The sequence below is a fragment of the Curtobacterium pusillum genome (genome assembly GCF_013359865.1).
Taxonomy (GTDB): domain Bacteria; phylum Actinomycetota; class Actinomycetes; order Actinomycetales; family Microbacteriaceae; genus Curtobacterium; species Curtobacterium pusillum.
In genome coordinates, this window is record NZ_JABMCE010000086.1 from 202,602 (window position 1) to 219,199 (window position 16,598).

At 71.6% G+C, this 16,598-nt stretch carries 21 protein-coding genes; 12 read left to right on the forward strand and 9 right to left on the reverse strand.

Going from position 1 to position 16,598, the window contains the following annotated elements:
• The first annotated feature begins 252 nt into the window (after window positions 1-252).
• Window positions 253-1,083, forward strand: a complete 831-nt coding sequence (locus tag HP507_RS17230) for an SDR family oxidoreductase (protein WP_175353018.1) — start codon at window positions 253-255, stop codon at window positions 1,081-1,083.
• A gap of 26 nt (window positions 1,084-1,109) precedes the next feature.
• On the forward strand, window positions 1,110-1,991 hold the full coding sequence (locus HP507_RS17235; protein ID WP_175353019.1) for a manganese catalase: 882 nt from the start codon (window positions 1,110-1,112) through the stop codon (window positions 1,989-1,991).
• Window positions 1,992-2,056: 65 nt separating this feature from the next.
• On the opposite strand, the gene HP507_RS17240 is transcribed toward HP507_RS17235, so the two are convergent.
• Complete coding sequence (locus HP507_RS17240) at window positions 2,057-2,497, reverse strand: Hsp20/alpha crystallin family protein (RefSeq protein ID WP_175353020.1); 441 nt, start codon at window positions 2,495-2,497, stop codon at window positions 2,057-2,059.
• A gap of 221 nt (window positions 2,498-2,718) precedes the next feature.
• Between HP507_RS17240 and HP507_RS17245 the strand changes: the two genes are divergently transcribed.
• The 4 genes from HP507_RS17245 (at window position 2,719) to HP507_RS17260 (ending at window position 5,301) form a co-directional block, all read left to right on the forward strand.
• Window positions 2,719-3,675 (forward strand): glycoside hydrolase family 6 protein, encoded by a 957-nt coding sequence (locus tag HP507_RS17245; protein WP_175353021.1) that lies wholly within the window; start codon window positions 2,719-2,721, stop codon window positions 3,673-3,675.
• A 159-nt stretch (window positions 3,676-3,834) separates the two neighbouring features.
• Complete coding sequence (locus HP507_RS17250) at window positions 3,835-4,017, forward strand: hypothetical protein (RefSeq protein WP_175353022.1); 183 nt, start codon at window positions 3,835-3,837, stop codon at window positions 4,015-4,017.
• Window positions 4,018-4,063: 46 nt separating this feature from the next.
• Window positions 4,064-4,621 carry a MarR family winged helix-turn-helix transcriptional regulator gene (locus HP507_RS17255; protein WP_175353023.1) on the forward strand — a complete coding sequence of 186 codons (558 nt, stop codon included), beginning with the start codon at window positions 4,064-4,066 and terminating at the stop codon, window positions 4,619-4,621.
• 68 nt (window positions 4,622-4,689) lie between these two features.
• Complete coding sequence (locus HP507_RS17260; RefSeq protein ID WP_175353024.1) at window positions 4,690-5,301, forward strand: TetR/AcrR family transcriptional regulator; 612 nt, start codon at window positions 4,690-4,692, stop codon at window positions 5,299-5,301.
• 75 nt (window positions 5,302-5,376) lie between these two features.
• Here HP507_RS17260 and HP507_RS17265 read toward each other — a convergent pair whose 3' ends face one another.
• The gene (locus HP507_RS17265; RefSeq protein ID WP_175353025.1) at window positions 5,377-6,480 is read right to left on the reverse strand and encodes a Gfo/Idh/MocA family protein; all 1,104 of its coding nucleotides are present in this window, start codon (window positions 6,478-6,480) and stop codon (window positions 5,377-5,379) included.
• Window positions 6,477-7,277 (reverse strand): sugar phosphate isomerase/epimerase family protein, encoded by an 801-nt coding sequence (locus HP507_RS17270; RefSeq protein WP_175353026.1) that lies wholly within the window; start codon window positions 7,275-7,277, stop codon window positions 6,477-6,479. Before HP507_RS17270 ends, HP507_RS17265 begins: the two co-directional genes overlap by 4 nt.
• A gap of 115 nt (window positions 7,278-7,392) precedes the next feature.
• Here HP507_RS17270 and HP507_RS17275 point away from each other — a divergent pair, with 115 nt between their 5' ends.
• The 4 genes from HP507_RS17275 (at window position 7,393) to HP507_RS17290 (ending at window position 11,307) form a co-directional block, all read left to right on the forward strand.
• On the forward strand, window positions 7,393-8,601 hold the full coding sequence (locus HP507_RS17275) for an MFS transporter (RefSeq protein WP_175353027.1): 1,209 nt from the start codon (window positions 7,393-7,395) through the stop codon (window positions 8,599-8,601).
• A gap of 111 nt (window positions 8,602-8,712) precedes the next feature.
• Window positions 8,713-10,035, forward strand: coding sequence for a carboxylesterase family protein (locus tag HP507_RS17280; RefSeq protein ID WP_175353028.1), 1,323 nt, complete (start codon window positions 8,713-8,715; stop codon window positions 10,033-10,035).
• Window positions 10,036-10,216: 181 nt separating this feature from the next.
• Window positions 10,217-10,807: a TetR family transcriptional regulator C-terminal domain-containing protein gene (locus HP507_RS17285; RefSeq protein WP_175353029.1), complete on the forward strand. Its 591-nt coding sequence runs from the start codon at window positions 10,217-10,219 to the stop codon at window positions 10,805-10,807.
• Window positions 10,808-10,866: 59 nt separating this feature from the next.
• Window positions 10,867-11,307, forward strand: coding sequence for an NUDIX hydrolase (locus HP507_RS17290; protein ID WP_175353030.1), 441 nt, complete (start codon window positions 10,867-10,869; stop codon window positions 11,305-11,307).
• A gap of 12 nt (window positions 11,308-11,319) precedes the next feature.
• On the opposite strand, the gene HP507_RS17295 is transcribed toward HP507_RS17290, so the two are convergent.
• Window positions 11,320-11,688, reverse strand: coding sequence for a VOC family protein (locus HP507_RS17295; RefSeq protein ID WP_175353031.1), 369 nt, complete (start codon window positions 11,686-11,688; stop codon window positions 11,320-11,322).
• A gap of 57 nt (window positions 11,689-11,745) precedes the next feature.
• On the opposite strand from HP507_RS17295, the gene HP507_RS17300 reads away from it, so the two are divergent.
• On the forward strand, window positions 11,746-12,408 hold the full coding sequence (locus HP507_RS17300) for a nucleoside/nucleotide kinase family protein (RefSeq protein WP_217508927.1): 663 nt from the start codon (window positions 11,746-11,748) through the stop codon (window positions 12,406-12,408).
• A gap of 19 nt (window positions 12,409-12,427) precedes the next feature.
• Here HP507_RS17300 and HP507_RS17305 read toward each other — a convergent pair whose 3' ends face one another.
• Genes HP507_RS17305 through HP507_RS17320 form a run of 4 tightly spaced genes read right to left on the reverse strand, consistent with a single transcriptional unit; the run spans window position 12,428 to window position 14,865 of the window.
• Window positions 12,428-12,763 (reverse strand): PRC-barrel domain-containing protein, encoded by a 336-nt coding sequence (locus HP507_RS17305; protein ID WP_175353032.1) that lies wholly within the window; start codon window positions 12,761-12,763, stop codon window positions 12,428-12,430.
• The gene (locus tag HP507_RS17310; RefSeq protein ID WP_175353033.1) at window positions 12,750-13,160 is read right to left on the reverse strand and encodes a hypothetical protein; all 411 of its coding nucleotides are present in this window, start codon (window positions 13,158-13,160) and stop codon (window positions 12,750-12,752) included. Before HP507_RS17310 ends, HP507_RS17305 begins: the two co-directional genes overlap by 14 nt.
• Complete coding sequence (locus tag HP507_RS17315) at window positions 13,160-14,398, reverse strand: NRAMP family divalent metal transporter (protein WP_175353034.1); 1,239 nt, start codon at window positions 14,396-14,398, stop codon at window positions 13,160-13,162. Before HP507_RS17315 ends, HP507_RS17310 begins: the two co-directional genes overlap by 1 nt.
• Window positions 14,395-14,865 carry a hypothetical protein gene (locus HP507_RS17320; RefSeq protein ID WP_175353035.1) on the reverse strand — a complete coding sequence of 157 codons (471 nt, stop codon included), beginning with the start codon at window positions 14,863-14,865 and terminating at the stop codon, window positions 14,395-14,397. The genes HP507_RS17315 and HP507_RS17320 overlap by 4 nt, the downstream gene beginning before the upstream one ends.
• Before the next feature lie 210 nt (window positions 14,866-15,075).
• On the opposite strand from HP507_RS17320, the gene HP507_RS17325 reads away from it, so the two are divergent.
• Window positions 15,076-15,291: a hypothetical protein gene (locus HP507_RS17325; protein ID WP_175353036.1), complete on the forward strand. Its 216-nt coding sequence runs from the start codon at window positions 15,076-15,078 to the stop codon at window positions 15,289-15,291.
• 4 nt (window positions 15,292-15,295) lie between these two features.
• Here HP507_RS17325 and HP507_RS17330 read toward each other — a convergent pair whose 3' ends face one another.
• Window positions 15,296-16,570 carry an MFS transporter gene (locus HP507_RS17330; protein WP_271207349.1) on the reverse strand — a complete coding sequence of 425 codons (1,275 nt, stop codon included), beginning with the start codon at window positions 16,568-16,570 and terminating at the stop codon, window positions 15,296-15,298.
• Between the last annotated feature and the right edge of the window lie 28 nt (window positions 16,571-16,598).

Below are 16,598 nucleotides of genomic sequence, written 5' to 3' on the forward strand. Positions count from 1 at the left end.
CGCGATGAGGGCGGTGGCCGTGACCGTGACGATCGCGGCGCAGACCAGCAGCGTGGCGATCGTGTGCTTCGTCGAGGACTCCATGCCGACAGCTTCGCGGCGTTCGGCACCCCTGGCATCGGGCGGGGGGCTGAGCGGCTTCGTCCTGCAGACCGAAACCGGACCGCGTGATCCGTCCAGTCCGGACGGGCGCCCAGAGGCACCGGCCGACCATCGCCCCTGCAGGTACGACCGTCACGAGCAGGGAGCGACATGTCCGAGCAGCAGCCGCCGGGGAGCGACCAGGACCTCACGCCACGCGCCGACCACGGGGAGGAGTCGTACCGCGGCTCGGGCAAGCTCACCGGCCGGCGCGCCGTCATCACCGGCGGCGACAGCGGCATCGGCAAGGCCGTCGCGATCGCGTTCGCCCGCGAAGGGGCGGACCTCCTGATCAGCTACCTCCCCGAGGAGGAGGACGACGCGCAGGACACGAAGCACTGGATCGAGGAGGCCGGCCGGAAGGCCGTGCTGCTCCCCGGGGACCTCAGCGACCCGGCGTACTGCCGCAGCGTGATCGCGACCGCCGTCGACGAGCTCGGCGGTCTCGACGTCCTCGTGAACAACGCCGCGTACCAGATGACCCACGACACGTTCGAGGAGATCAGCGACGAGGAGTGGGACCACACCCTGGCGACGAACCTGAGCGCCTACTTCCACCTCGTCAAGGCTGCGTTGCCGCACCTGGGCCCGGGATCGTCCATCATCGGGTCCAGCTCGGTGAACTCCGACAACCCGAAACCGACCCTGGCCCCGTACGACGTCACGAAGGCCGGCGTCGCGAACCTCTCGGCGGCGCTCGCGCAGCTGCTCGGCGAGCGGGGCATCCGCGTGAACAGCGTGGCGCCCGGGCCGATCTGGACGCCGCTCATCCCGTCCACCATGCCCCCGGAGCAGGTCGAGCAGTTCGGCAAGCAGTCGCCGCTCGGTCGCCCGGGGCAGCCCGCCGAGCTCGCGCCCGTGTACGTGCTGCTCGCGAGCGACGACGGCAGCTACGTCTCCGGCGCGCGCGTCGCCGTGACCGGCGGCACCCCGATCCTCTGATCCGCCAACCGAAACAGGAGAACGAGTTGTACTTCCACAAGCAAGAGCTCCAGTTCAAGGCAACGCCCGACAAGCCCGACGCCGTCTACGCCCGCAAGCTGCAGGAGGTCCTCGGCGGTCAGTACGGGGAGATCACCGTCGCGCTGCAGTACCAGTTCCAGGCGTGGAACATGCACATGCCCGGCAAGTACCGCGACCTCGTGTTCGGCATCGGGGCGGAGGAGATGGGCCACGTCGAGATGCTCGCGACGATGATCGCGCAGCTGCTCGAGAAGAGCCCGCTCGGCATCACCGAGGACGCCGTGCAGGACGACCCGACCGTCGCCGCGATCGTCGGGGGCACCGACGTCCAACAGGGCATCGTCGCCGGCGCCGGAGCCCGACCGGTCGACAGCAACGGCAACCCCTGGCAGGGATCGTTCATCACCGCCAGCGGGAACCTGCTCGCCGACTTCACGGCGAACGCGAACGCCGAGATGCAGGGGCGCGTGCAGGTCGCCCGGCTGTACCACATGACCGACGACGAGGGAGTCCGGGACCTCCTCTCCTTCCTCCTCGCCCGGGACACCATGCACCAGAACATGTGGGCGTCCGCCGCCGCGGAGCTCCGCGAGAAGGGGATCGAGGACTTCCCGGTCCCGAACAAGTTCCCGCAGTCGAAGGAGCACACGGAGTTCAGCTACCAGTACCTGAACTTCTCCGACGGCGCCGAGGCGGGCAACGGCCCCTGGGCCAGCGGCCCGTCGTTCGACGGCAAGGGCGAGTACTCCTACCACGACGGCCCCACCTCGTCGGTGCCGATGCCGCCGCCGACCCACCCGGACTCGCGCTTCTACGGGACGACCGAGTTGCCGAACGTCGTCGAGAAGACGGCCGGCGCCGTGCAGGACAAGCTCAACAAGGAGTGAGTCCCGGCGACCGGTGAACGCACGGAGGCCCGGCGCACGACGTGCGCCGGGCCTCCGTGCCGCTCCTACTCGTCGGCGCTGCCCGCCCCGACGGCGAGCTGCTCCTGACCGCCGCCCACGCTGACAGCGATCTTCCGCGGCTTCGCCGACTCCTTCACGGGGATGGTGATGCTCAGCACGCCGTTGTCGTACCCGGCCGTGATGCGCGCCGCGTCGAGTCCGTCACCGAGCGTGAGCTGTCGGACGAAGGTGCCCGGCTGCCGCTCGCGCGTGATCCACTGCGAGCCCTCCGGGGCGCCGAGCGTCCGCTCGGCCCGGATGGTCAGGACGGAGCCGTCCACGTCGATGTCGACGGAGCCCGGGTCGATGCCCGGCAGGTCGACGTCGAGGACGTAGTGGTCGCCGGTCCGGTACAGGTCCATCGGCATGGAGCGGGGTCCGGCGCCCCCGAGGAGGGACCCAGCGAGACGGTCGAGCTCGCGGAACGGGTCGAAGTTCATCGTCATCGAAATCAACTCCTTCATGTCTGCTGTTGAGTGTCCTCGACTCAACTGCCAACGTTTTAGCACTCGACCCTGGCGAGTGCCAAAAGATCGCTCGGAATCTGCTCGGAACCGGAACCTCCGTCCTGCCTGTGAAGCTGTGGCGCGCTCCAGGGAGCAGGAGGGACCCTCTACGGGTAGCGCTCACCGTGCTCGACCACCGGATCAGGAACCGAGGCCGCACCATGCAGCACCTCCGCCCCCGCTCATTCGCGCTCGTCGCCCTCGCCGTCGGTGCCCTCACGCTGGGACTGGCCCAGCCGGCCTCCGCCCAGGGGTCCGACGTCTTCCCGGGCGGGGTGTACCGCCCCGCCGACATGACCGCTTCCCGGGAGGCGTCGGCGCTCGCCGCGGCCGGCAGGACCGCCGACGCGTCCGTCGCCCGGACGATCGCCGCCCGGCCGTCGAGCGTCTGGCTCGGGGACTGGCTCTCGACGTCCTCGCTCCGCACCACCGTCGAGCACCACCTCGCTGCCGCCGAGGCCCAGGGCAGGACGCCGGTGTTCGTCACGTACGCCATCCCCGGGCGGGACTGCGGCAGCTACTCCGCCGGCGGCCTGACCGCCGGGGCGTACGGTTCCTGGAACCGCGTGTTGGCGGACACCCTGCGGGGACACCGCGCCGCCGTGATCGTCGAGCCGGACGCCCTCGCGCAGCTCTCGTCGTGCCCGAGTGCCGAGACGACCTCGCGCGTCCGGCTCATCCGCACTGCGGTCCAGGAGCTCTCGGCTGCCGGGGCCGCCGTGTACCTCGATGCAGGGCACGAGGCGTGGATCGCCCCGACGACCATGGCGGGGCTGCTGCGTGATGCCGGGGTCGCGTACGCCCGCGGGTTCTCGCTCAACGTCTCGAACTACTACTCGACGTCCGGCGAACGGGCGTACGGCGAACGACTCCGCGCGCTCACCGGGGGCCACTACGTGATCGACGTCTCCCGGAACGGCCGTGGCGCGTCCGGTCAGTGGTGCAACGCCCCGAGCGCAGGCCTCGGGCAGGATCCGGCGGTCGTGAACGACGGGACGGGACTCGATGCACTGCTCTGGGTGAAGCTGCCCGGCGAGAGCGACGGGACGTGCAACGGTGGACCCGCCGCCGGACAGTGGTTCACGAGCGGCGCCGCCGCGCTCGTGCGGAACCGTTGACCGGGGTGCCCTGAATGACACCAATGTAGTTCACTTCCATTAACAGTTCGCCGCGCGAACCGTACAGAACGCAAATAGTTCATTGCGCTGATCGTTCACTCTGTGAAACACTTCTGTCGTCCGCAGGGGACAGCAAGGACGCAGGAAGGCGGGATCGCAATGCACAGCACGTACACCGGGATGCCGCGGCAAGCACGACTCGGCGGCAGCCACATCCGCGTCGGCCTGACCGACCCCGCCGTCATCGACGCGTACGTCGAGCGACGCATCCAGGACCCGTCGCTGCTCTCCAGCCGCGCCGAGCCGTCCTACGCCGACTTCTTCACGGTGCCCGCCGCGTAGCGACCGGCCCCCGAACCTCCACCAGGCAGAGAGAACTCCCCACCACATGCCGTTGACCGTCGTCCGCCGTGAGCACATGCACCTCTACGCCCGGGAGCCCCGGTCGCGTGCCGCGAAGGCCGCCGTCGACGCCCTCCTCCGGCTGCAGCACGCCGAGGAGCAACAGCTCGAACAGGCCCGGTCCGAGAGCAGCCTGACGAAGAACGAGTTCCTCGCCGTCCGCTACATGCTCCAGGCGCACCGGGACGGCCGCGCGATGGGCCCGAAGGACCTCGCGGTCATGCTCAACGTCTCGAACGCCTCGGTGACGAAGATCGTCGACGGGCTCGTCGCGAAGGGCGACTTCGTGCGTGCGCCGCATCCCCGGGACCGCCGGGCACAGGTGCTCGAGCCGACCGTGCAGGCCGCGAAGAAGATCGACGCGTCGTACGCGCGGTTCCACGAGGCCGTGGTCGAGGTGATGGACCACCTGTCCTCCGAGGAGAACGACGTGCTCGCGCGGTGCCTCGACCAGATCACCGAGGCGCTCGTCGGCGGCGCTCCCGCTCCGGTCGATGAGTACACGGTCGACCCGGACGGCGCCGCCGAACCCTACGACTCCTGAGCCGGACCCGGCACGACGGGGTCGAGCCGCGCCTCCCGGAAAAAACCTTCCAGCGGTAAGTTGGGAGGATGACGCACTCTGCCGAGGACGGAGCGGCCGCGCCGCGACGCGGCGGGTACCGCAAGGGCGCCGAGCGGCGGACGCAGATCCTCGACGAGATGATCCGCATGGTCGCCGACCACGGCGTCGATGCGTCGTCGCTGCGATCCGTGGCGGAGGCGCTCGGGATCACGCACGCGGCGCTCCGGCACTACTTCCCGAGCCGCGACGAACTGCTGCTCGCCGTCTACCGCGAGCACGAGGTCCGCGAGCAGGGCGCGCCCGACCGGATGAAGTCGGCGATCGGGGACATGCGGGAGAGCGCCTCGCGGAACCGCGAGGTACCGGGGCTCGTGCAGTTGTACACGACCCTCGCGGCCGACGCCGTGCAGGAGGGGCACCCGGCGACGCGGGAGTTCATGCGGGAGCGGTTCACCCGGCTGCGGGCGGACCTGGCGGCGCTGATCGAGGCGGACCAGGCGGCCGGACGGATCCGGGCGGACCTGGACCCGGTCGACCTGGCGAGCCTGAGCATCGCGGCGTCGGACGGGTTGCAGGTGCAGTGGTTGCTCGATCCGGATGCGGTCGACGGCGAGAAGGTCCTGCGGTTGCTCGAGCAGATCGTGCCGTCGGCGGGGTGAGTCGTCCTGCCACGGGCCCCCAGGACGCGGAACGGCCGGCCCCTGTCGGGACCGGCCGTTCTGCTGAGCGGGGTACTACGCGGTGAGCACCGCAGCCGCCGGGTCGAAGTCCTCCGGCAGCGGCGGGATCGCGTCCACGGTCGACGTGATGTCGACGGCGGAACCGGACTCGGCCGCGTCGCGGATGCCGAGCAGCACGTCGAGGACGTGCAGCGCGACCGCACCCGACGCCCGCTCCGGCCGGTCCTCGGCGATGGCGCGGGCGAGTTCGACGACGCCCGTGCCACGACCCCAGGTGGAGCCGACCGCCTCGAGCGTCTCGGGCTCGTCCTGGCCGTAGCGCCACAGCTGCGACGACCCCTCGAACGTGTTCGGGTCCGGGAGCGAGATCGTGCCGAGCGTGCCGTTGATCTCGACGAAGCCCATGCGCGGCAGGGCGTGCTGGAACGAGAACGTCGACTGCGCGGACTGTCCGCCGGCGAACTCGATCAGGGCCGCGTGGTGCGTGGGCACCTCGACCGGGAACGTCTCGCCGGCACGGGGGCCGGACGCGATCGTGCGACGGTCGAGCGACTTCGAGGACACGGCCTGCACGCGCGAGGCGGTACCGAACGCGTGCACGAGGGTCGTGACGTAGTACGGGCCCATGTCGAACAGGGGACCGGCACCCTTCGCGAACAGGAAGTCCGGGTTCGGGTGCCACGCTTCGGGCCCGGGGACGTGGAACAGCGTCGTCGCGGAGAGCGGCTCGCCGATGTCCCCGCGGGCGATGGCACGGAGCGCCGTCTGGATGCCCGCGCCGAGCACGGTGTCCGGGGCGGTCGCGACGCGCAGGCCCTTGGCCTTCGCCGACGCCAGGACGGCGGCGGCCGACTCGTGGTCGGTCGCGATCGGCTTCTCGCTCCACACGTGCTTGCCGGCGTCGATGATCTGCTGGTCGACCTCGGCGTGCGCGGCCGGGATCGTCAGGTTGATCACGATCGAGATGTCGTCCCGGGCGAGGAGCTCCTCGACGGTGCCGGAGGCGGCGACGCCGTACGAAGCCGCCTGGGCCGCCGCGCGGTCGAGCAGCACGTCGGCGACGAACCGCACCTCGACGTCGGCGAACTTCGTCAGGTTCTCCAGGTACTGCGTGGAGATGTTGCCGGCACCGATGATGCCGATCCCGACTCGGGTCACTTGTCGTTGTCCTGCAGCCACGCGAGCGACTCGGTGATGCCCTCGAAGACGTCGCCCTTGTACGCGTCGAACTCGACGACGCGGATGGCGTGCGGCGCCGCGGCGAGGATCGCGGGGACGTCCACGTCGCCCTGGCCGGCCGGGGTCTGGTTCTCGAAGGCGCGCTGGAGCGCCTCGGGGACGATGAGGGCGCTCTCGGACGAGGGCAGCGCGGTGCGGATGTCACCGTCGACCTTGCCGTCCTTGACGTGGATCGCGACGACGCGGTCGCCGAGGCCCTTCAGGACAGCGGGCGCGTCGGCGCCGCCGACCGTCGCCCAGAAGGTGTCGACCTCGAGGACGGTCTCCGGGCTCAGCTGCGACACGAACAGGTCGTAGACGGGACGGCCGTCGACCTTGTTCGTGAACTCCCACTGGTGGTTGTGGTAGCCGAACTTCAGACCGCGGGCGGCGGCCTCGGCCGTGAGCACGTTGACGCGCTCGGCGATCTTCGCGACGTCGTCGGCGGTCTGCCAGCGGTCCGTCGGGATGAACGGGTCGATGACGGTCTGGATCCCGAGGCGCTCGGCCGCGTCCCAGATCGGCGTGGTGTCGTCGGCGTCGATCACGGCGACGTGGCCGGACGGGGCTTTCAGGCCGGTGGCGGCGAAGGCGCGCTCGAGGTCTGCGGCACGCTCGACGAACGCGTACGGCTCGACGTTCTCGTAGCCGATCTCGCGCACCCGGGCGATGGCCTTGTCGAGGTCTTCGGCGATGGCGTCGCGCAGCGAGTACAGCTGCACAGAGGTGGTGGGCATTGCAGAGGCTCCTTCGGTCCTGTCTGGGTGTCGCGGCCCGTCGAGGAGGAATGCTCCGCGGCGAGGTCGAGAACGACGCTACCCCAGAAACCACCCGCTGTGTAGTTTTAGTCGCATGACGACATCGTCGGTCGACGTCGACCGCAGACAACTCGCCCGGTGGCGGAACGCCATCATCGTCGCCTTCGCGATCGGTGGTGTCAGCCTGGCCGCGTGGGGTCCGCGCCTCGCCGAGCTCCGCGTCGAACTCGGCGTGGACGTCGGCACCATCGGGCTGATGCTCGGCGGGGTCACCGTCGGTTCGATCGGCGGCCTGCTCAGCGCGGCACCGCTGCTGCGCCGGCTCGGTGGCCGTCGAGCGCTCACCGCGGTGGTCGTCCTGGTCCCGGCGGCGATCGCCGTCATCGGCACCGCGGCGGCGCTCCACTCCGTTCCGCTCGCGGCGGTCGGGTTCGTGGTCGCCGGTGCGGGCATCGGCTCGCTCGACGTGATGGCGAACGTGGAGGGCACGGCGATCGAGGCGCTCGCGGGTCGCACGCTGCTCCCGTTGATGCACGCCGCCTGGTCGGGAGGCGCGGCTCTCGGCGCCGGGATCGCCGCCCTCTGCGCGTGGCTGGGCATCACCCCGTCGGCCCAGCTGCTCGGTGAGGCCGTCGTCATCCTCGTGGTCGGCGTCATCGCCGTGCGCGGCATCCCGGACGGCACGCGCGCCGAGGAGCACGACAGCACCCTGACGCCGCGGCAGCGCCTCCGGCAGTGGGCGCGGGGCTGGGCGGACGTCCGGCTCCTCCTCATCGGGGTCGTCATGCTCGGCGTCGAACTCGGTGAGGGGTCGGCCAACAACTGGCTCGCCCTGGCCACCACGGACGGACACGGCCGGACGGCGGCCGTCGGGGCCCTGTTCTTCACGGCCTTCGCGGTCTCCGAGGCCGCCACCCGCGTGTTCGCCGGACCCGTCGTCGATCGGCTCGGCCGGGTCAGCACCATCCGCTGGACCACGGCGCTCGGCATCGTCGGCGCCGTCCTGTTCATCGTCGGCGGGAGCTGGTGGCTCACGCTCATCGGCGTGGTGCTCTGGGCGATCGGCGTCTCGATGGGCTTCCCGCTCGGCATGTCCGCGGCCGCGCAGAGCGGGCCGAACCCGGCCGCCCGGGTGAGCGTCGTCGCCTCGATCGGGTACTTCGCGAACTTCGCCGGACCGCCGGTGATCGGCGCGATCGCGGAGCACGTCGGCGCGCTCAGCGCGCTCTGGCTGGTGGCCGTCCTGTTCGTCGCGGCGTTCGCCGCGTCCGGATCGCTGCGGCCGGTGGCGCGACGCGACTGACGACGGACGGGAGGCACGGTGCCGGCCCGCGGGTCGGCCGCCGGCGCGTCACCCCGGAGCCGACGCTGTGGGCCCAGGCCGTCCCCTGGTCGCGCTGGATAGCGTGGACGGATGCTCGACGCCGACCCGCTGACCTGGGACCCACCTGCCGGACGCATCACCGGCATCGCCGACGGGGGCGTCGTCCGAGCGCTCGGCATCCCGTACGCCCGGGCCGAGCGCTTCGCGCCTCCCGAGCCGATGCCCGCGTTCGAGGAGCCGTACCCGGCGACCGCCCCGTCACCCGTCGCACCGCAGCCCCGGGCGACGTTCGTCGACCAGCTGCTGCACCCGATCGAGGGACTCGTCGTCGACGAGCACTGCCAGCGCCTCTCGATCACCGCGCCGTCCGACGTCGAACCGGGCGAACGGCTCCCCGTCATGGTCTGGATCCACGGCGGTTCCTACGTCATCGGGGGAGGCGACCTGCCGATCTACGACGCGCGAGACCTCGTCACCGAGCAGCGTGTCGTGTTCGTGTCGGTGACCTTCCGGCTCGGCGTCCTCGGGTTCCTCGGCGACGGCGAGACCGTACCGGCGAACCTCGGCCTGCTCGACCTCGTCGAGTCGCTCCGCTGGGTCCGGACGAACATCGCGGCGTTCGGCGGTGACCCGGACCTCGTCACCGTGTTCGGACAGTCCGCCGGCGGGGACGCGGCCGCCCACCTCATGATCAGCGAGGGCGCATCGGGGCTCTTCCGGCGGGCGATCATCCAGAGCGCCCCGCTCGGACTGTCCCGGGGCCGGGCGCGCATGAACAGGGCGATGCTCCGCGCGGTCGGGGCCGTGCACCCGGACACCCCGCTCGACGACCTGCTCGAACGGCAGGCACTCGGGACCCGGGCGGCCGCGCCGTTCGGGCTGCCCGGGGGGATGCCCTACGGCACCCAGTACGGGTACGCGCCGCTGCCGGCGGAGCAGGACCTCGACCGGGAGTGGAGCCGGGTCGCGCAGGACGTCGACGTCCTGATCGGGTCCGGGGCCGACGAAACCGGCATGTACGTGCCGCTCATCCCGGGACTCCGGTCCGCCGCGCGGTTCCGTGCCGTGCGGCCGCTGCTGCGCTGGCTGCTCGTGCGACCCCTGTCCGAGGTCATCTACGGGCGGGACGTCCGGCGGTTCACCACGAGACACCGGGCAGCGGGAGGGCGAGCGACCTCGTACCGACTGCACCGCGGCGTCACCACGAAGCCGACCGGGGCCGTGCACATGAGCGACCTGCCGCTGCTGCTAGGCGGCCGTGCGGCGTGGGCCGGCACCCGGTTCGTGCGGGAGCGGGACTGGCCCGAGGTCGAGCGGCGCGGCCGGGCCTTCCGTGCGATCTGGGCCGAGTTCGCGCGCACCGGGCGGGTGACCGCGGCCGACGACGAGACGCTGACGTTCGACCGGGGCTGACGGCGTCGGGCTCGGCGGCCACTTCCGCGAAAGCGACAGCCTGCCGCCGGACATCCCCGGGCATCTGTCGCTCTCGCGGACCAGTCCGCACGGCCAGGCGGCACGTTGTCGCTTCGATCGTCCGGTCCGTCCCCAGAACTGGCGGTCGCGGGCGGCCTTCGCGAACCGGAGAATCGACGGCATGCCCGAGTCCGACGCCGACCTGCGCGCCCGCATCGTCACGGGCGCGATCGAGGCGTACCGGGCGGCGGACTTCCACACGGTCGGCCCGGCGGAGGTCGCCGCTCACGCCGAGGTCGCCGAGGCCGAGGTCCGGCGGGTCTACCCGTTGTGGGACATCCTCGTCGTCGCGGTGATGGACCGGTGGAACAACGGCAGCCGACGGGCACTCTGGGTCGTCGCCGAGCGGTCGGGAGCGGTCGCGTACCTCCGCGCCCGACTCGAGGCCGGCATGGACGACCCCGCGCTCGTACGGCTCCGCGTCGCCCTCCTCAGTGCCGCCTCGACCCCTGAGCACCCCGCTGCCGGGTGGTTCCGCAGCCAGTACACGCGGTCGTTCGAGGACGTCACGCTCGCCCTCGTGCGCGACGTCGTCGCCGGACGGGAGCCCCGCGGAGCCTCGCCCCGGCATGCGGCGGAGCAGCTGGTCGCCCTGTACGAGGGGCTGCAGCTCCAGTCGCTGCTGCGCGAGGACGCCGAACCGCTCGCCGGCTTCGACCGCGCGGTCGCCCGGATGCGCGCCGGCTGGGCCGCGGTCGGCGCGACCGTCTGACCGCCCGGCCGTCGGCGCGGCTCGCCGACCGCACAGCTCCCAGCTGGCATGGTCGGCTGATGGAGTACACGGACTACGACACCCGGCTCGCCGCCTACGGCGTGATCACGGACGGGGACCGCGTACTCCTGGCGAAGCTCCGGTTCCCCGAGGCCGGCACGTGGACGCTCCCCGGCGGCGGGGTCGAGTTCGAGGAGACCGTCGAGCAGGCCGTCGTGCGGGAGATCCGCGAGGAGACCGGCTTCGAGGCCTCGGTCGGAGCGCTGCTCGGCATCCGCCACCACGTCGTCCCCGCCGAGCGGCGCATCCACGCGAACGGCCGGCCGATGAAGGCCGTGCAGGTGGTGTTCCGGGCGACGATCACGGGCGGTGCGCTCCGCTCCGAGGAGGACGGCTCGACCGACGAGGCAGCCTGGGTGTCCGTCGCCCAGCTGCCGCACCACCGGCACGGCCTCATCGTCCCGATCGCCCTCGGCTGGGCCGGAGCGCTCTCCCGCTGACCCGGAGCGTCGCTACTCCTCGATGACGCTGAGGACGTTGCCCGACGGGTCGGTGAACCACGCGATGAGCGGCCCGCCCTTCCGGTTCACGCCCTTCTCGTCGGTCACGCCCTCGTACTGCAGGAACGTGACGCCCTTCCCGGCGAGCTCGTCGACCGCGGCGTCGACGTCGGGAACGGGGAAGTTCAGGACGGTGAAGGAGGCGGGCTCGTGCGCCGGCCCCTTCGGGTAGACGAGCACGACGTGTTCGTCGCCGAGCTGCAGGAACAGCATGCCGTGGTCCTCGCTGACCTCGAGTCCCAGGACGTCCTCGTAGAACGCCTTCGCCTCCGGGACGTCGCGCACCGAGAACCCGCTGAACGCCTTCGTCGCATCGACCATGCGGCAAGTGAACCACCGACGGCCCACGCCGGCACGCTCTGCCAGGATGAACGCGTGATGCCTCCCGGGATGTCGGTCGACGAAGCGGTCGACCGCGCGATCCGGCTCGCCGGCGAGGGGCGTCGTACCGTGCTCGGCATCGCCGGGGCTCCCGGAGCCGGGAAGTCCACGCTCGCCCGGCGGATCGTCAGCGCGGTGGGCGCGGCCCTCGGTACCGGTGCGGCGGTGCAGGTGCCGATGGACGGCTTCCACCTGTCGAACGCGGCGCTCGACGCCCTCGGACGGCACGACCGCAAGGGCGCGATCGACACGTTCGACGGTGACGGGTACGTCGCCCTCGTGCGACGGCTCGTGGGGACGTCCGCGACGGACGACGGCGCCGCGGCCGGTCCCGTCGTGTGGGCGCCCGACTTCGACCGCCGCGTCGACGAGCCCGTCGCCGGCAGCATCGCCGTCCCGTCCGCGACCCGGCTGGTGGTGTCCGAGGGCAACTACCTGCTCGACGACGGCGAGCCCTGGGCGTCGCTCGCGGACCTCTTCACCGAGACGTGGTTCTGCACGGTGGACGACGCCGTGCGGGTCGACCGCCTGGTGGGCCGGCACATGCGGCACGGCCGCGACCACGAGGCGGCCAGCAGCTGGGCGGTGGAGGTCGACGGCGTGAACGCCGCGAGGGTCGCGCCCACGGTGATCCGTGCCTCCAGGACCGTGCGGACCTGACTCCGGACGAGCGCCGCCGCTACGGGCCGGACAGCGCCGGAGACCAGCGCGTGGCGTCGGGCCGGAGCCGCACCGGGGCACCGAGCCGGTCGATGTCGCGTGCCAGGACGAGGAACGTGCCGCGTGCCCGCCAGCGGAGCAGGTCCGCCACGAGCCACGGCGCGCGCACGTCGGTGCGCTCGTACCCGAGGAACGACGCGTTCTTGCGGGGGCAGACGAGGATCCCGTGCAGCTGCGGCGTCGCGAGCGGCCCCTCCGGGACGCCGTCGAGGACGAAGCGGACGTCGAGGACGAACCCGACCCGGGTGCCGTCGGCGTCGAGGACGGGCTGGCGCATGAGCTCACTCAGGAGCATGTCGTCCTCCGGGGATGCGCTTGACGAGGTGATCGCGGAGCCATCGTTCCTGCCACGTCAGATCACGGTCCTCGGCTTCGCCCGAGACGGAGACGACGATGCCGAGGTCCGTCACCTCTCGCCAGTGCACGCCGTCGAGCCGGGATCGAGGGGGTCGGCCTCCGAAGACACGTGTACCCAGCGTGGCGCCGGCGAGGAGCCGTGTGAGTGTCGGGGGCACGTCGTCGGACGGACGCTTCCCGTCGTCGGTGACGCCCTCGATCTCGATGTCGTCGACGACCATCAGGGGTTCCGCGTTCGCGTCGAGCACCTGCCGGTCCAGCAAGTGCAGCTGCGCATCGACGATCCGTCCGCGCGCTGATCGGTCGACGGGCAGGGCCGGACGGTTCTTCGGCATCAGGCGCCCGCTTTCGTGATGAACATGAGCGGGATCGCTGCGACCGCCGCGACGAGGATGATGCCGAGGAACACGACACCGAGCGCGTTCGTCAACCTGCCGTTGACCTGGTCGCCCATGTACTGCGGGTCGTTGGCGACGATGAGGATCGGCAGGTACGTCAGCGGGAGCGCCACCGCGGAGAACACGACCGAGAACTCGGTCACCTCCACCGGGTCCACCCCGGTCATGAGGACACCGACGCCGACCAGGAGACAGACGATCATCAAGACGTGGAAGCGTGCCGCCTTCGCCGGCGCCCGGAACTTCCCCCACGACCATCCGCTGAACTGGGCGATCGTGTAGCCGGAGGACAGCGTCGTCTCGAGGGCTGCCCCGAACGTCGCGGCGAAGACGCCGAGGATCACGATGATCAGCAGGACGGGACCGCCGGCTTCGGCGACCGGCAGGACGACCTGCGACAGGTGCGACACCTCGATCCCGCGGGGGAGGAGCACCAGGGTCGCGGACACCGCGATCGCGATCGACAGCAGGCCACCGAGCGGGAACCCGACCATCACGTTGAGCCTCGACTGGCTGACGTCGCCGGGACCCCAGTGTTCCTCGACGGCGCCGGAGGAGAAGAAGAACACCTCGTACGGTGTCATCGCCGCACCGAACAGCGCGATCGCGTAGTACCAGTACGTGGCCGCGGACTCGCTCGTGGGCGGGCCGTGCAGGAACGGCGACACCGCCTGCTGGACGAGCTGGTCCCAGTTCGGCGCGAGGAGGAACACGGCGACCGCGAACCCCACGAGTGCGAGCCCCAGCAGGCCCGTGACGTTCTCGAGGATCGAGAACTTCACCCGCCAGATCACGATCCACACCGCGACGGCGGCGACCGGGATCCACAGCATGGGGGCGATGCCGCTGGCGAGCTGCAGCGCCAACGCGATGCCGCCGATCTCCGCGGTGAGGGTGAGCAGGTTGATCAGGAACGACGCGGACAGGTTCGCCAGTGCGGCGCGCGGGCCGAGCCGCTCACGGATGATCTCGAACGTCGCCCGCCCGGACACCGCGGTGACCCGGCCGGACATCTGGGCGAAGACGCAGATCCCGACGACCCCCACGACGACCACCCACACGAGTGACGTGCCGAAGCGGGACCCGACGACGGAGCCCGTCACGAGGTCGCCGATGTCGACGAATCCGCCGATCGCGGTCAGGACACCCAGTGCCAGACCGAGCAGTCTCTTCACGGAGCTCCCTTCCCCAGCTCCGTGGCCCACCCGTCCGCGCCGTCCGTGGCGGTGCGGACGTCCTGCCGGGCTTCCCGGAGTCGTCCGGGCGACGCCTGTTGCAGGGCGGACCTGGCGCCGCTGACCGCTTCGGCGACGCGGTCGAGCGCGCGGGTCGTCCGCTGCTGGAGTGCACGTTGCTGCGGCGTGGTCGTCTCCAGCGACGTCGCTGCGCTCTGCTCGGAGGCGATGTCGGTCAGCGCGTCCTCGAGCGCGGTGTCCGTGGCCGGGCCGAGGGTCTTGCCCGCCTGGTACTGCGACAGCGCCAACGTCGCCGACCTGCCCGCCGACACCACCTGGCCCGTCGCCACCTCCAGCTGCCCCTTGACCTCGGTCTGCGTCGTCGAGCAGCCGGCGCCGACGAGCACCAGCACGGGCACGGCAACGGCGCAGACCAGGACTCGGCGGGGAACGGACGGCAGGTGCATCAGACCATTGCTACTCGAACCGACGCGGGGAAGTGCGGATCTCCCTCGGACACGCCGTGCGGTGCGGTCGTACCCGGGCGGAAGGCCCGGTGCCGGTGCCGGTGCCGGTGCCGGTGCCGACGCCGCTGCTGCTGCCGCTGGCGACGCCCGTCGCCGGCCGCAGGTCGCCCGTGGTTGCACGCGGGAAGCGCTGCCGACCACAATCGTCCTGTGCGATGGAAGACCGGCTACGACAAGAGCGACGGCGACGAACCCGACGAGGCCTTCGTCGAGGCGACGTCGCCCGTCAGCGCCGTGCGTCGCCTCCGCGAAGCGATCGGGACCGACACCGACGTGCTGTACGTGCTGCCCGACGCGAACGACGACCTGCAGGGCGAGCAGACGTACGAGGACTTCCTGACGGATCCGAACAGCAGCGCCCGGTAGCGGCTCAGGACACCCGCCGCGCCGCGGTCGTCCCCACGATCCCCAGGGTGAGCACCGCGACGAGCACCACGAGCAACGGCGCCGTCCAGTCCCCGGTCGCCCCGTGCAGGGACCCGGCGACGAGCGGCCCCGCCGAGCCGATCAGGTACCCGCCGCCCTGCACGAACGCGGACATCCGGCGGGCATCGGCGTCGCTCGACACGATCCGGACGATCACGATGAAGATGACCGTGATGCCACCACCCTGGGCAGCTCCGCCGAGTACCGACCAGAGCAGCCACAGCTGCGGGGCGAACAGCAGCCCGAGGGGCATCGCCAGCCAGAGGAACGCGACGAGGGAGATGATCGCGCGCGGACGCCACTTCGCCGCGAGCACCGGCACACCGAGCGCCCCCACGACCGCGAGGATCTGGAACACCGAGGAACTCGCACCGGACGAAGCCTTCGAGAAGCCGATCTCGTCGTGCAGGAGCGTCGGGATCCACGCGGTCAGCGCGTAGTACGAGAACGCCTGGCCGCCGAACGCCAGCGTCAGCCCCCAGGTGATGAGCCGGCGCGCGGGGCGGACCGGTGCCGATGCGGCTCGCACGGTCCGGATCGCTCCCGCGTCCATGACCTGGTCGATCGGTCCGGTGACGGGCAGCGGTTCCTCCGCCTCGGCCGGCGACGGTCGGAGCCACGCCGCCCGACCGCCGACCGCGTACGTCCACGCGAAGCCCGCGACCACCGCGAGCACGGCCCAGACGGCGATCGCCACCGGCCAGCCCCACGCGGCGGCGATCGGCGCGGTGCCGAGCGAGGTGATCATCGATCCGACGTTGAGCGCCGACGTGTACACGCCCGTGACGAGTCCGACACGCTCCGCGGAGGTGTCCCGGCGGATCACCACCGGGATGACGACGTTGCCGATCGTGATGCCGATGCCGATCACCGCCGTGCCGACGAGCAGCGCGGCCGACGAGGGCATCGACCGGACGACCGTGCCCGCGAGGACGATCACGAGCGACAGCGACAGGGCCCGCTCGGGGTCGGCCCTGGCGATCACCCAGCTGGCGAACGGCGTCGCGAGGGCGAAGCACAGGACGGGGATGGTCGTCAGGAGTCCGGCGATCGTGGCGGTGAGGCCGAGGTCGACGCGGATGTCCCCGATCACGGGTGCCGGTGCGACGATCGGACCGCGGAGGTTCAGCGCCACCAGGACGATCGCCGCGGGCAGCACCCACGCGGCGCCGCGCAGCCCGCTGCCCGCGCCGCGCAGCCCGCTGCCCGCGCCGCGCACCCCGCTTCCGGCACCGCGCGACCCTCTG

What these genes read in the sequence shown, in the direction of transcription:
- HP507_RS17230 (WP_175353018.1), top strand. Translation starts at nt 253, where the DNA reads ATGTCCGAGCAGCAGCCGCCGGGGAGCGACCAGGACCTCACGCCACGC.
- HP507_RS17240 (WP_175353020.1), bottom strand. Translation starts at nt 2,497, where the DNA reads ATGACGATGAACTTCGACCCGTTCCGCGAGCTCGACCGTCTCGCTGGG.
- HP507_RS17245 (WP_175353021.1), top strand. Translation starts at nt 2,719, where the DNA reads ATGCAGCACCTCCGCCCCCGCTCATTCGCGCTCGTCGCCCTCGCCGTC.
- HP507_RS17250 (WP_175353022.1), top strand. Translation starts at nt 3,835, where the DNA reads ATGCACAGCACGTACACCGGGATGCCGCGGCAAGCACGACTCGGCGGC.
- HP507_RS17255 (WP_175353023.1), top strand. Translation starts at nt 4,064, where the DNA reads ATGCCGTTGACCGTCGTCCGCCGTGAGCACATGCACCTCTACGCCCGG.
- HP507_RS17260 (WP_175353024.1), top strand. Translation starts at nt 4,690, where the DNA reads ATGACGCACTCTGCCGAGGACGGAGCGGCCGCGCCGCGACGCGGCGGG.
- HP507_RS17270 (WP_175353026.1), bottom strand. Translation starts at nt 7,277, where the DNA reads ATGCCCACCACCTCTGTGCAGCTGTACTCGCTGCGCGACGCCATCGCC.
- HP507_RS17275 (WP_175353027.1), top strand. Translation starts at nt 7,393, where the DNA reads ATGACGACATCGTCGGTCGACGTCGACCGCAGACAACTCGCCCGGTGG.
- HP507_RS17280 (WP_175353028.1), top strand. Translation starts at nt 8,713, where the DNA reads ATGCTCGACGCCGACCCGCTGACCTGGGACCCACCTGCCGGACGCATC.
- HP507_RS17285 (WP_175353029.1), top strand. Translation starts at nt 10,217, where the DNA reads ATGCCCGAGTCCGACGCCGACCTGCGCGCCCGCATCGTCACGGGCGCG.
- HP507_RS17290 (WP_175353030.1), top strand. Translation starts at nt 10,867, where the DNA reads ATGGAGTACACGGACTACGACACCCGGCTCGCCGCCTACGGCGTGATC.
- HP507_RS17295 (WP_175353031.1), bottom strand. Translation starts at nt 11,688, where the DNA reads ATGGTCGATGCGACGAAGGCGTTCAGCGGGTTCTCGGTGCGCGACGTC.
- HP507_RS17300 (WP_217508927.1), top strand. Translation starts at nt 11,746, where the DNA reads ATGCCTCCCGGGATGTCGGTCGACGAAGCGGTCGACCGCGCGATCCGG.
- HP507_RS17305 (WP_175353032.1), bottom strand. Translation starts at nt 12,763, where the DNA reads ATGCTCCTGAGTGAGCTCATGCGCCAGCCCGTCCTCGACGCCGACGGC.
- HP507_RS17310 (WP_175353033.1), bottom strand. Translation starts at nt 13,160, where the DNA reads ATGCCGAAGAACCGTCCGGCCCTGCCCGTCGACCGATCAGCGCGCGGA.
- HP507_RS17320 (WP_175353035.1), bottom strand. Translation starts at nt 14,865, where the DNA reads ATGCACCTGCCGTCCGTTCCCCGCCGAGTCCTGGTCTGCGCCGTTGCC.